Source organism: Peptacetobacter hominis (genome assembly GCF_006861675.1).
Lineage (GTDB): Bacteria > Bacillota > Clostridia > Peptostreptococcales > Peptostreptococcaceae > Peptacetobacter > Peptacetobacter hominis.
On sequence record NZ_SGJB01000008.1, the window covers coordinates 59,805 to 74,078 of the forward strand.

The window sequence follows — 14,274 nt, forward strand, 5'->3', positions numbered from 1 at the left end:
TTTAATGATCTCTAGATATTATATAATCTGCAAGACCAAAAAGAAATTCTGTTTCATCTGTTATTTCTGCTATTGAAGATTTTGCTTTTTCTATAAGTTCTTCTGCTTTTTTTCTTGATTCTTCAAGTCCTATAAGAGATGGATATGTCGATTTATGATTCTCTATGTCACTTCCAACAGGTTTTCCTATTACAGACTCATCTCCTACTATATCAAGTATATCGTCCACTATCTGAAAAGCAAGCCCTATATTTTCAGCGTATTCAGTTATACATTCAATTTTTCTTTCATCCGCACCTGCAATCTGTGCTCCTGCTCTCATACATCCTACCATCATTGCAGCTGTCTTGTTTCTATGTATATACTCAAGTTTTTCCATAGGAATTGAGATATTTTCACTCTGAACATCAACTACCTGTCCACCTATCATTCCATATATACCTGCACCCTCTGCTATTTCATTTATGGCTTTAAGATATCTTTCGGGATTTTCTTTTCCTATAGATGTCTTAAGCATTGTTTCAAATGCATAGTTAAGAAGAGCATCCCCTGCAAGTATGGCCATTGCTTCTCCAAATACTTTATGGTTTGTCGCTCTACCTCTTCTTAAATCATCATTGTCAAGTGCCGGAAGATCATCGTGTATAAGCGAATATGTATGTATCATTTCTATTGCAGCTGCAAAAGGCTCTGCATCTTTTACATTACCGCCAGCTATTGCACATGCTTCAAGAGTAAGAATCGGTCTTAATCTTTTACCTCCTGAATTAAGGCTATAATTCATAGCCTCCATTATTGTTTTCTGATAACCTTCTTCTTTAGGCATATATTTTTTTAGTATTTCTTCTGCATATACAGCCTTTTTCTTTAGTTCAGATTTAAACTCCATAACAGTTCCTCCAAAATATTATTATTTGTTCTCTATATTAAAATCTTCCTCTATTCCCTCTTCATTAAATTTCTTTATTTTAAGCTCAGCCTCATTCAAAAGCATATTGCACCTTCTATAAAGTGCAATTCCTTCTTCATACATTTCAAGAGCTTTATCAAGACCTGTATTTCTGTCTTCAAGTGCTCTTAAAATATTTTCAAGCTCCAAATAGGCTTCTTCATAGCTCATTTTATCTATGTCCATTATTTCACCTCTCTGTTTAAAGATACAGACTCAACTGTACAGTCTGCTTCCCCATCTTTCATTATAACACTTATTCTGTCACCGCGTACTATATCCTCTACAGAATTTATGTTATCGCCATCTTTTTTCACTATGCTGAAACCTCTATCCATTGTTGCAAGGGGGCTCAGACTATGAAATACGCTTCCTGTTTTTTCTAGTTTTGTTTTTTTATAATCTATGTAATTTTCAAATGTTGAAACAAGTTCACTATAAATGTTATCTGTTTTATTTTTCTTTTCTCTTATTATATTCTGATTTATGGCGGTATTTATTTTTTCTGATATATCGTTACTTTTATGTCTCTCAATATCCAGTTTTGATGAAACCGACATTCTTATTTTCCCGGATATATTATCCAGCTCTGATCTTGAAAGATATATCACTCCATCTTTTACTCCGGATATTATTCTTTTTTTCATATTTTCTATATTACTTTTGTTAAACTTTATTATCGTACCAATCTCATCAGATAATTTTTTACCCGAATTATCAAGTCTATATATCAACTCATCCATACTTGGAGTTGCGATTTCTGCTGCTGCAGATGGAGTTGGAGCTCTCATATCGGATACAAAATCGCATATTGTATAGTCTATTTCATGGCCTACAGCTGATATTATAGGTATCTCTGAGGCAAATACCGCTCTTGCAACTACTTCCTCATTAAATGACCATAATTCCTCTATTGATCCACCGCCTCTTCCTACAATTATTGTATCCACATTCTTCATTCTGTTGAAAAATTCTATTCCTTTCACAATTTCAACTGCAGATTTATCTCCCTGCACAGATACAGGATATAATTTTATACCTATTTTAGGGTATCTTCTTTTTACAACATTTATTATATCTCTTATAACCGCACCTGTTTCGGATGTTACAACGCCTATATTATGCGGCATTTTAGGAATAGGTTTTTTAAACCTATCATCAAATAACCCTTCTTTGTAAAGTTTTTTCTTAAGTTTTTCAAACTCGGCATGAAGGTCTCCAATACCTTCTTTTTCTATCTTTTTTATATAAAGCTGATATGAACCGTCTTTTTCATATACAGATATTCTTCCTGAAGCAGTTATCTTCATTCCATCTTCAAGTTCCATTTTTCTATCATAGTCGCTACTGAATATTACACACTTCAGCTTTGAATTTTCATCTTTTAGAGTCAGATACACATGACCGCTTTTATTTGGTCTGAAATTAGATATTTCACCTTTTACTCTTATATTGTAAAGCAGCGGATCAGATGAAATCACTTTTTTCATATATGAATTTATTTCGCTTATTTCGAGTGCCCTTAATTTCATCTTTAATCCTCCAAATATTTTTCTAATCCTATTATAGCACACCCAACTGCATTATCTGATGAATATTGAGGTTCTCCAAATATGGTTTTAACACCTTTTTTGTTTAATCTATATGAAAGATTTTTTCTTATATATCGGCTTGAGGCAACTCCTCCCGCAAAAAGTATTTCATAAATATCATACTTATCGCAAAGATATACAAGTGCTTTTTCAAGAGATTTTATCGATGCGTTCATTACAGCCTTTGCAGTATATCCTACACTTTCTCCATTCTCTATAAGTTTCATTGCCTGATTTTCCAGTCCTGAAATATTCATGTATCCATCCTTTACAGATGTTTTTAGGCCGCTTTTTATTTCTCCACTATAGTTGATAGCCTCTTTGTCTATATAAGCCCCTGCAGGAAATCTGTACCCAAGCTTTACACCTACTCTATCTATGAGCTGCCCTATACTTATATCCTTTGTTCCGCCGATAATTTCTACTCTATATCCAAATCCGTTCTTTTCAGTAAGTAAAATTTCCATTGTTCCACCAGACATATGCACTGATATGAACTTTTCTTCTGTTATTCCTTCTGTTTTATAAAGTGCAGCCTTTATATGATTTTCCTGATGTGTTGTAGTATATACCGGATATCCTCCTGAAGCTGAATTCAACTTTGCAAAACTGTGTCCAACCGAGAACACAGGCATGTATGACTCCTCTACTGGTCTCGGCTTTTCCGATGCACATATTGCACAGACATTATATCCATCAAGTTTTTCCTTTATTTTATCCGACATAACCCCTATATTTTTTATATGCTGAAAAACTGCCTCACTCTGTCTTAGACCTATACTGTTTTCATTCACTGAAAGCATTGTCTTTTCATTGAATATAATATCTCCATTTAAAGATATAGCTGCTATAGACGTTGTATAGCAGCTTGTATCGATTCCTATTATTATATTATTTTCTGTCATTCAGATAACTTCCAAGTATACCGTTTATGAATTTTGGAGATTTATCATCACAGTAAAGCTTAGCCATTTCAACAGCCTCATTTACAGAAGCCTTGTCAGGGATGGCATCCATATATGTTATTTCAGCAACAGCAACTCTAAGTATGGCAACATCAACTTTTGGCATTGTGTCTGTAGACCAGTTGTTTGCATATCTGTTTATAACAGCATCTATTTCCTCTGAGTTTTCTTCGTATTCATTGCATAAATCTCTTATATATACCTTATCAAGGCAGTCTTCAAATGCTGGTGACTCCTCGTGAGCATCAGCAGATTCTGAATTCTGAAGTTTAAGCTCTTCAAATCTGTTTATTATAAATTCTTCATTATCCTTCATAAACTCCTCAGCTTTTTCAAAAAGAGAAGTTCTTTCTTCTTTAAGAACATCCAGACAATAGAAAAATTTCATCATATATTCTCTGGAAGTTACCTTTTTTATCATAGAAACCTTCATAAATACCCTCCTGTACATTATTTAAAAACCCTCTGAATAATCAGAGGGCCCGTATTAGTTTTTCTTTTCCTCTTTTTCTTTTTTAAAGCTTACACCCTGAACATGAACATTTACCTGAGATACTTCAAGTCCAGTCATATTCTCAACTGCATTTTTTACATTTTCCTGTACCTTGAATGCTATATCCGGTATTGAAACTCCGAATTTTACTACAAGCATTATATCAAGTGTTACAAGTTCATCTTCTATAAGTATTTTTACTCCGTTGTTTTTTAGTATCTTGTCTGTAAGACTCTGAGATGATTCAACTCCTTCAACCTCAAGAGCTGCAAGACCTGCTATTGTTGCAACGACTTCATTTGATATCTTTATCTGTCCGCAATTATTGTTTTCCATTTTATATTTACCTCCTGCTGTTAGGAAATCTTTCTATACTAAATTAATTCTATCATTATAATAATACCAAATAATATTATACTTTACAACACGATATTAAATATTAAAATCATATACATCGAAAACACCACATCCAAAAAATGATGTGGTGATATATAATATACAATTATTTTTTATAATTTATTCAGTACTCTTTTCATTTTTCATATTCATAATAAGCGAATATACTATTGTCGAGTATGCAACAAAACTTCTAAAATATTCACCTATTGCAACATTGCTGAACATTACTTTTCCTGCCATAGGTGAAACTATAAACATTGTATGGAAAAGCACTATTCCTACAAACACATTTTTTATACTTGCTCTATTAAGAGTTGCTCCACCTGCAAGTATAGATGCACATGCAAATACATCGACATTCAAATGGCCTGTATATACATTTATACTTCCTATATTCAATACAAACATAAGCTGACTTATAGATGCAAGCATAGTTGATATAACTATTGCATATCTTCTGTATCTATCTACATCTATTCCCAGTGCATATGCATTGTTCATATTGTCTCCGATTACTTTTAATTTATTTCCAAAGTCAGTTCCTGAAATATATTTCACAGCAATTGTTGCCAATAATATAAATATTATCGGTATATATGGATGTTCGGTAATTACAACTTTTAGTGGCATAAGATCTACCATAGTCTGTATACCTATTCCCGTAGACAATATTATATTAGGGTTATGAGGTTTTATAATAGTTCCATATCCTGCGAGAAATACAAGTGTATATATACTGGTTCCAAGAAGTCCTATAACAAGACTTGTTATCATCTCTCTTCCTTTTGTTCTGTTAAGTATTATACCTATTATATTACCGCATATAAATGCAAGTAGTAGACCACCTGATAGTGTTGCCGCTATACCTGCTACTCCTTCAATCTGTCTGTCTACAACTATAAGTGCCGCAAAATGTGTGCACAGTGCTCCAATTATAACAGAGAAATTTATACCCATACCTGCTGTTATAGGTATTACCAACGCAAGTACCATTATTGTATTTCTTACAATTCTTCTATATAATTCTCCGGAAATAAAATTAAATCCAACGCCTGATATTCCTATCATTACTATACAAAGTACTACAAAGGTAAGAGGAACTATATTCTTTTTTGCAAATTTTACTACTTTTTCTTTTTCCATAATCCTTTTTCCCCCCCTTCACAGATGAATGCATATAGTATTATTCCATTGCTTACTATCATCCTTAGTGTTTCAGCAAGTTCCGGCATTAAAATTGCATTTGCTATTGGTATAGAAAGAAGATACGTCGTCTGAAAAAGATATGTTCCTACAATAGCCTGTATAATCGTTGTATTTTTTCTTGATGCTCCACCTATCAGTATCGCTGATACCGCTGGAAAAGCAAAATTCAACGGAACATCATAAAGCTGTACAAAACCATAACTCTGCGTATATACACATATACCTATACCCGCTATTACTGTAGATAAAATAATTGCAAGCGTTCTATATCTATTTATATTTACACCTGAAAGTTCTGCAAATTTTTCATTTTCAGCTATTACTTCCATTGTTTTACCCGATTTTGTTTTGAAATAAAAAATCATTATAGCAGTTATAAACGCTACAAATATCAATAATCCTGCAGGTATTATAATTTTACCTATGTTTATCTTCATAAAATTATCAAGAATCTTATCAAAATAAAGCTCCAATGATATTTTAGGTCTTAATCCTTTTCCTCCTATAGGATATAACATTACTCTATTTTTGAAAGGAAATACTGTCCAGACTATATTCATTATAAAAACAAAAGAATATCCACAGAACATTCCTATTACATCTTCTTTGCCTTTCAGTCTATTCAATACTTTTGAGTAGATATATCCAAACATACATCCAAATAAAGCCGTAACCATAAGGGCTGCTGAAAATCCTACTATACCTGTAAGTTTCAATTCTATAGAAAAACACATACCTATAAGTCCGGCTATGATTCCTATTGCCATTCCAAAATTCATGCCAACTCCGCATTTCATCATAGGAATTAAAGATAACACTAATACAAAATTCATACCAAACTTCACAAGGGAATCATTAAAAAGAGAGTAAAGAGGTATATTTATTTTTGACATAAAAGAAAGCATAATAAGAAGATATATTGTTATTATAATCTGAGGTGCTTTTATATTTCCTTTTATACTTAAATTTTTAAATTTTTCCATTATCTTCCCTCCTTTTTCCCGATATTGCAAGACTATATACTTCATCGTCTTCATAAGGAGAAAGTATATCAAATATTCTACCCTCATACATAATAACTACTCTATCACATATTCTTTTCAATTCATCGATTTCACTTGAGGATACAATTACTGTTGTCCCATTTTCTTTATTTATATCTATAAGTGTTTTCAGGATTATCTCCTTTGAAAAAATATCTATTCCTCTTGTAGGTTCACTTACAAAGAGTACTTCCGGCTCTGTTATTACTGCTCTTGCAATACATACTTTCTGCTGATTTCCACCGCTTAACTCTTTTACTTTCTGATCTTTAGAACTGCATTTTATATTGTATTTTTCTATACATTCTTTTACATCCTTATCAATCATTTTTTTATCAAAAGGAGATAGACCTTTTAAAGATGGATATTTTAAATATCTGTTTTTGCTGTAACATGCAGTATATACAATATTATCAGAAATATTACTTTCCAGAAGTAATCCTCTTTCTTTTCTTTCATCAGGTATCATAACTATTCCATCTGCAATAGTTTTGTCAGTTTTTTCTGTATTTAACTTCTTGCCCTTATATATAATATCTCCTTTACTTTTCAATATTCCCATGACAGCATATGATATTTCTGTGTGACCATGTCCTGCAAGACTTGTTATACCTACTATTTCACCTTTTTTTACAGAAAGATTAACATCATTAATACTTCTGTTTTTCTCTTTTATCGATAGATTTTTAAGTTCTAAAATTATTTCATCGCTTGTGAAATGTTCTTCTCTGTTTTTTTCCACTTTTGATACTTTTTTACCTATCATATCTATTGCAATTTTTTCTGAATCAAAATCTTTTCGTTCATATGATGAAACAATTTCACCATCTCTAAATACAGTAACAGTATCACATAAATCCACTACTTCATCTAATCTATGAGATATAAATATTATAGAAACACCTTTTTCCTTAAGATTTCTTACTATCTTTTTAAATATCTCCACGTCTTCCTTATTCAAAGATGCTGTAGGTTCATCAAGAAAAAGTACTTTCAATTTTCTGTTGCTTACCTCTCTTGCTATTTCTACAAACTGCTTCATACTTACATTTAATGAATCTATATTTCTCTTTACATCAATGTTTTCTATTCCGAATTCTTTCATCATCAATTCAGACTCTTCAATATTTCTTTTCTTGTCTATATAAGAAAAATCTCTTCCTAATTTTTCAGATGCTGGAATTTTACATGAACTATTTATTTTAATATTTGAAGCTATATCCATACTATTTACAAGAGCAAACTCCTGATATACTTTTCCCATTCCAATATCTATAGCTTCTTTTGTTGTATTTATTTCAAGTTCATTTCCTTCAAAAAATATTTTTCCTTCATATCCACCTGTTTTATAAATATTTCTATCCTGAAAAAGGACATTTAAAAAGGTACTTTTCCCCGATCCATTTGCGCCAACAATACCATGTATTTCTCCTTTTTTAAGATGAAAATTTATATTTTTCAGAGCGTATATTTCGGAGAATTTTTTACTCAGATTTACCGTTTTTATCATATTTTCTCCTTTAGCCAAAAACCCCAGGCAGAAAATCCTCCCTGGGGTAATTTATTATTTATTAATATACTATCTGATCCATTACCATTAACTGATAGTTATCTGTATTATCTTTTAATTTTTCAAACTGAGTATCTATACCGAATTTTTCTTTTGCGAAATTCTGTAGATATTCTGAATTTGAAACATCTTCTTTTGTAAGACCTTTTGATACCATTTCCATTCCAAGTTCAACTGCATACTCTGGTAGGAAAACTGTCATAGGCATTGGCCATCCACCAAGTCTTCCCTTCATTCCCTGAGCATCTACTTTTTCAGATATCATTTCGTTCATCTTATCATAGTTCTGAGAATCCTCTTCTGCTATTTCAAGATTTAAAACTGTTGGATATGCCTGTGTAGGAGTTGGACAGCACTGTTCAGCAACACAGAATTTAAGTTTTAATGCTTCATCTAATATTACATCGTACATAGGACAGTTAGAACCGAATATATTTGTATCAGTACCATATTTTTCTATCTGTCTTGGTATATCTTCTCTTAAGAACTGCTGCATAGCTGCTACACCCTGACCTGTCTGAGGGTCTGGAGTCATAACTTCAACAAATTCAAGTCCTTCTTTTTCACATGTTTCTTTCATTTTATCTCTTCTTGTTGCAACTGACTCTTTTGAAAGATGTGTTGGGAAAGAATAATGTATGAATGTCTTACATCCCATTTCTTTTGCAAGTGTAACTATAGTTTCCCCTCTTTTTGCCCAGTTTGCATCAAGGTTCACATCTACATACTGGCTCATCATATCAGGATCATCCCATATTGGAGCTGTTATAGTTATTATGTCAGGTCTTTTTTCTTTAACCTGCTGTAATGCTGGAAGAAGTCCTGACTGTCCAGAAACAACAACTATTGCTTTCATCTTTTCATCATCTGCAAGACTTACTATCTGGCTTATTGCATTTTCTATTTCTGTATTGAAGTTTTCAGGTAATGTTATATGCTCTACTCTACCTGGGTATTTTTCAACCATGTTTTCAGCACCTCTGTACTCATCTTCACTTACAGAAAGTGTTGGAGTTACTATACCAACTTTAAAATCATCTCCGGCTGAAGCATCTTCACTTCCACCACCAGAACATCCTACTGCTCCTATCATCATACATAATGATAATCCAAGAGCTAAAATCTTTTTAAACATTTTAAAAATCCTCCTGTGATTTACTATTTCCATTAGATTTTATCACAGGTTCATACTTTTTTCACATTGATAAAAACTATTTTGATTATAGAAATAAACTATTGTTAACATTTTCCTACAAATGTTTTTTTATACTAAAATATTTTATATAACACATTTATTTTATTTATATTTTATATAAATTTACTTAATAATATATTTACATAAAATGAATTGTTATTTTTATATACAATGCAAAATAAATTATTTTTAAACTATCTCTGTTTTATTATACCTCTCTGGTAAGCCCGAAGAAGAAGTTTCAGATCGTCAATCTCTTTCTGCATTCTTATTCCCTCATCAGTGTCTCTTACAAGCTTTCTCTTTGACTTATGTTCAACAACCACTGTAGTTGAGAGAATATCAGATTCATCATTTACTGCCTCTTCCATAGAACTGAATGGCTGGTGAGATACAAGCTGCATAGTTACAGAGTTGTATATAAGAGTATACCCTGCTATACCTGTCTTTGACTGATATGCCTTTGAAAAACCTCCATCTATTACAAGTATTTTACCATTTGCTTTTATCGGACTTTCTCCACTTTTTGATTTTACCGGAACATGTCCGTTTATAATATGAGAATCATTTATATCAAGTCCAAACTCATCAAATATTTTTTTACATACATCCTCGTCTTCTCTAAGAGAATAGTAGCTGTTTTTATTCTCTGTATGAGTTTCTTTTTCTTCTATAAAATATCTCTCAAATGTAGTCATATTATCTTTACCAAATATTGATGAACATTTTCCTGTCCACATGTACCACATAATATCAAGTCCATACTGTTTTTCTTCTGTATTTTCTTTTGAGAAATACCCTTCTCTGGCAGTTTTTTCCATCTGAATCATAAGTTCTTTTCCACTGTATTCCCTTCCTTTGATTCTCATAGACATAAAACTTCCATCTTCATTAAGAGGAACACAGCCATGTATAAGAAGGTTTGAATTTACTTTTAGGAATATACTTCCTTTAGAAAATAAAAACTCAACATGTCTCTGAAGTTTATCACTTCTTTTAAATGATGCGGTAACTCTGTCTATTACATTTCTTTCAGCATCTGTAAGTTCATATGGATTTTTAGGATCTATTGTAGGAAAATACATATCTTTCATTTTATATGTTTTTCCTTTTATATTTATAGTACCATTTTCATAATCAACCATATTAAGAAGAAGTCTGTGCTTCATTTCGAATTCAGGTCTTCTTTTTATTATTTCACCTTCAAGTTTGAACTGTATTATACTTATAGCCTTGTGCATTTTTGCCATAAGACTTTTTTCTGTCGTAGATACCTCTTCATCACTTATCTTAGGCATAAATTCAAGACATGGATCATCTCTATATGTTTCTATTGCAAAAGTTGCAAGAGGCAAAAGATTTATACCATATATATCCTCTACGACATCAAGATTCGCATATCTCGCTGAAATTCTAAGCGCATTTGCAACACATGTTTTTTCTCCAGCAGCTGCTGCCATCCATAACATATCGTGATTTCCCCACTGTATATCTACACAATGATGATTCATAAGTCTATCAACAATTATATCCGGTCTTGGCCCTCTATCAAATATATCTCCTATTATATGAAGTCTTGCAACAACAAGCTTCTGTATAAGCTCTGCTATGGCAATTATAAACTCTCTTGCTCTATCTGTTTCTATAATACTTTCTATAATACTTCTGTAGTATTTTTCCTTATGTTCTCCATTCATATGTTCATGAAGAAGTTCTTCTATTATATATTTAAAATCATCCGGAAGAAGATTTCTTACTTTTGATCTCGTATATTTACTAGAAGTATATTTGCATAGCTTGATAAGTCTGTACATATTTATACGGTAACAGTCTTCTATGTTTTCATATTCAGCTTCCATGCACTCAAGTTTCTGTTCAGGATAATACACAAGAGTTGCAAGTTTTCTTCTTTCTGACTCCATAAGCTCACCTTCGAAAAGCTCATCTATCTTTCTTTTTATAGTACCTGAACCATTTTTCAGAACATGTACAAACGGTTCATATTCACCATGTATATCTGTTATAAAATGTTCTGTTCCTTTTGGAAGATTCAGTATCGCCTCCATATTTATAACTTCTGTACTTGCCTTTGATATACTTGGATAAAGTTTTGATAGCAGTTTCAGATAATCAATTTTTTCATATATTTCTCTATCACTTATATTCATAGCCATAACAATATACCCCCATAAAAGTCATTCTATAGGTTGATTATATCATATTATTTATTATTTATGATGTATTATTTGTGTTGTTAGGTATATTTATCAGTATTTTTGATTATTTTTATAAGTAATAATAGCACTATTTAATCTGACTATTCTTTGTTCATATAGATTCTATACCAACTTTTATACTGTATTATTTTTTACACCAATATAAAAAGGATGAATTACTCAAAAGTATAATTCATCCTTTTTCACTATTTTATTCTATTATGTAATCAAATCCTCCGACCTGAACCACTTTCTTATCTGCAAGTACACTCTTATCACTTTTTCTGTTTACAAGAGCTACACCATTATCTTTTGCTATAAGCGATGCTGAAAGTGCATCTATAAGAGTTTCTCCGTTTGCAACATATACTTTTTCAGAATCTGAATAATATTTATTTATTATCATTTTATTTGTTTCGTATCTTGTTGCTCCACCTATTCTGTCAGCAGAGTATTTATTTTCTATTGACTCAGATACAGCCTTTGTTCCACCGATTACAGTATATTCTGTACCAGCTTTTTTAGCTGCATCACTTGTCTTACCATCTGTAACAATTATAGGTGAACCTGTTTTTGCTGCTACAGATGATATACTCATTGCATCTGCATCTCCTGTAACACCATTTACTATATATGCATGTGAATAGCTTCCTATCATATCAGCTATTTTCTCAGAAGTTTCAAATCTGTTTTTTCCTGCTATTCTTTTAACATTTTTATCTGAAAGCTGAGATGCAACATTTTCTGAAATTGCATTTGTACCACCTATTATATATACATTTTTTGCTTTTTCTATCTGTTCTTTGACCTCATCCGGTATTTTATTCTGTTTTACAGGTATTATAGGTGCATTAAGTTTTCCTGAAAGAGCCGCTGCAGAAAGTCCATCAGACATTGTCTTGTCAGAATTTACAAGTATTACCGTATCGTAGTCTCCGGCTTTATCTGCAAGCATTGCTGCAGTTTCATATCTATTTACCCCTATTACGTCATCCATAACTCTATCAAGTGAATAATCAGGCATTACATTTTCAGTAAGTGCAGATGGTGTAAATACTCCACTTTTACCGTCTTTTATGAATTTATTAAGCTCTTTAAGCATACCATCAGCAACTTTATATGCATCTTTTGCTATTTTTATTCCAAGTTCTGTAGCTTTTTTCTGTGCAAGTTCCGGATCCTTTTTATAAAGAGCCTGCAATTCTGTATCTACTGTTTTCTGCTGTTCTATAAGCTCATTCTGATATTTATCCCAGTATTCTTTTATTTTTGTTCCATATTTATCTCTGTTATCATCGGCAAGACTGTTAAGTTCTGCAAATGCACAGTATATAGAATCTACAGTGGAATTGAATTCATCATCATAACAAGATTCTCCTCCTGTATATTTATATCCTCCCCATGTATCAGTTATAAGTCCGCCGTAGAATGGAAGATATACAGAGAACTCAGCTCTTGACATTGCCAGCCATTCAACGCCCGCAAGTCCTTCAGTCATTCCCTCACGCATTTCAAGCACATGACATTCCGCCTGTCTGTTATTTCCTATTGCATATATAGATGAATCCTCATTTGAATTCATTTTACTGCCTTCCCCTCTGTATCCAAGGAAATCCATTACATCATCTGTAGAAAGTTTTGATGATGGACTGAACATTAAATCATAAGGTCCAAACGTTCCATCTTCATTCTGCGCAAGGCTTGTGCCATTCTCTCCACTTGTTATGGACATTCCATCTGCTTTTGTCGAATTCAGATAATATACTCCCTGATAAAGACGGTCTAGCTGTCCTCTTCCTGGATCTACAGCTCCATATGTTTTTGTTACATGTATTTTTCCATCAACTTCCTCAAGGAATCCTTTTTCTTTTGGAAGTGATACAAGCTCATCTGATGCTATTACATTTTCCTTATCATTTACATCTATTGTTCCAAGAAGCATCATATTTGGTATTGCTGCAACTACATCATCAGGCATTTTTACAGCCGCATACTGATGACCAGATACAATTTCCATATACCATGTTTCATTAGGGTCACTTATCATTATTGTATTACATTCTCCTGAACCATGCTCATCCACTATTTCTGCAAGTATTTCTACAGCCTCTCTTGCTGTTTTTGCCTGTCCAAGCATTATTGAAGTCATGGATATTTCACATATTCCTGTATCGACAAGTGGGTCTGCTGCCTTTGCCTTTTCGTTGTAAGCTGTTGAAACTGTTGCTGTTATTGCAACATCGTTCTCGTTTATTCCTACCTCGGCATAGGCTTCGTCACCTTCTCCATACTCCGGAGTATCTTTTGCAAGAGAATATCTATATGTGTGTGAGTTCTCCTCTGTATATTTCATCGAGAATCCATATGCATCCTCAAAAACTTCTCCAACTTCATGATCTTCAGCTGGATGAACTTCAAATATTTTTGTATGGAATTCCCCTATATCTTCAGAACGGCCTATATAAGACGAACCTGTTTCTGATACATCCTTTCCTACATATACTCCCATACATGCACTGGCAGATGCTGCAGAACCTGCAAGCATAGTTCCTGTCAGAGCCACTGAAAATGCTGCTTTTTTCATACTCATTTTTTACTCCTCCTATTAAGTTTTCTCTTTTGGTTTTTTAGTTTTTTATGGTTTTT

At 32.5% G+C, this 14,274-nt stretch carries 12 protein-coding genes; all 12 read right to left on the reverse strand.

Annotation, left to right across the window (positions count from 1 at the left end; all coding sequences use genetic code 11):
• Window position 1: 1 nt before the first annotated feature.
• The 12 genes from EXD82_RS05535 to EXD82_RS05590 all read right to left on the reverse strand — a co-directional run bounded on the left by EXD82_RS05535 (window position 2) and on the right by EXD82_RS05590 (window position 14,218).
• Window positions 2-889, reverse strand: a complete 888-nt coding sequence (locus EXD82_RS05535) for a polyprenyl synthetase family protein (protein ID WP_142535924.1) — start codon at window positions 887-889, stop codon at window positions 2-4.
• Between the two features lie 21 nt (window positions 890-910).
• Window positions 911-1,135: an exodeoxyribonuclease VII small subunit gene (xseB, locus tag EXD82_RS05540; RefSeq protein WP_142535925.1), complete on the reverse strand. Its 225-nt coding sequence runs from the start codon at window positions 1,133-1,135 to the stop codon at window positions 911-913.
• Window positions 1,135-2,481, reverse strand: coding sequence for an exodeoxyribonuclease VII large subunit (xseA, locus tag EXD82_RS05545; RefSeq protein WP_142535926.1), 1,347 nt, complete (start codon window positions 2,479-2,481; stop codon window positions 1,135-1,137). Before xseA ends, xseB begins: the two co-directional genes overlap by 1 nt.
• Before the next feature lie 2 nt (window positions 2,482-2,483).
• Window positions 2,484-3,446, reverse strand: a complete 963-nt coding sequence (locus tag EXD82_RS05550) for a Kae1-like domain-containing protein (RefSeq protein WP_142535927.1) — start codon at window positions 3,444-3,446, stop codon at window positions 2,484-2,486.
• Window positions 3,433-3,939: a transcription antitermination factor NusB gene (gene nusB / locus EXD82_RS05555; protein ID WP_142535928.1), complete on the reverse strand. Its 507-nt coding sequence runs from the start codon at window positions 3,937-3,939 to the stop codon at window positions 3,433-3,435. Before nusB ends, EXD82_RS05550 begins: the two co-directional genes overlap by 14 nt.
• Before the next feature lie 54 nt (window positions 3,940-3,993).
• Window positions 3,994-4,335, reverse strand: a complete 342-nt coding sequence (locus tag EXD82_RS05560; protein WP_142535929.1) for an Asp23/Gls24 family envelope stress response protein — start codon at window positions 4,333-4,335, stop codon at window positions 3,994-3,996.
• Between the two features lie 180 nt (window positions 4,336-4,515).
• Entirely contained in the window at window positions 4,516-5,541 is a 1,026-nt protein-coding gene (locus EXD82_RS05565) for an ABC transporter permease subunit (RefSeq protein ID WP_142535930.1), read from the reverse strand.
• Window positions 5,523-6,587, reverse strand: coding sequence for an ABC transporter permease subunit (locus EXD82_RS05570; protein WP_246082015.1), 1,065 nt, complete (start codon window positions 6,585-6,587; stop codon window positions 5,523-5,525). Before EXD82_RS05570 ends, EXD82_RS05565 begins: the two co-directional genes overlap by 19 nt.
• Window positions 6,574-8,157, reverse strand: coding sequence for a sugar ABC transporter ATP-binding protein (locus EXD82_RS05575; protein WP_142535931.1), 1,584 nt, complete (start codon window positions 8,155-8,157; stop codon window positions 6,574-6,576). The genes EXD82_RS05570 and EXD82_RS05575 overlap by 14 nt, the downstream gene beginning before the upstream one ends.
• A 61-nt stretch (window positions 8,158-8,218) precedes the next feature.
• Window positions 8,219-9,352: a DUF3798 domain-containing protein gene (locus EXD82_RS05580; RefSeq protein ID WP_246082016.1), complete on the reverse strand. Its 1,134-nt coding sequence runs from the start codon at window positions 9,350-9,352 to the stop codon at window positions 8,219-8,221.
• A gap of 254 nt (window positions 9,353-9,606) precedes the next feature.
• Window positions 9,607-11,586 (reverse strand): fructose-1,6-bisphosphatase, encoded by a 1,980-nt coding sequence (locus EXD82_RS05585; protein WP_142535933.1) that lies wholly within the window; start codon window positions 11,584-11,586, stop codon window positions 9,607-9,609.
• A 253-nt stretch (window positions 11,587-11,839) separates the two neighbouring features.
• Window positions 11,840-14,218: a C69 family dipeptidase gene (locus tag EXD82_RS05590; protein WP_142535934.1), complete on the reverse strand. Its 2,379-nt coding sequence runs from the start codon at window positions 14,216-14,218 to the stop codon at window positions 11,840-11,842.
• Window positions 14,219-14,274: the final 56 nt, after the last annotated feature.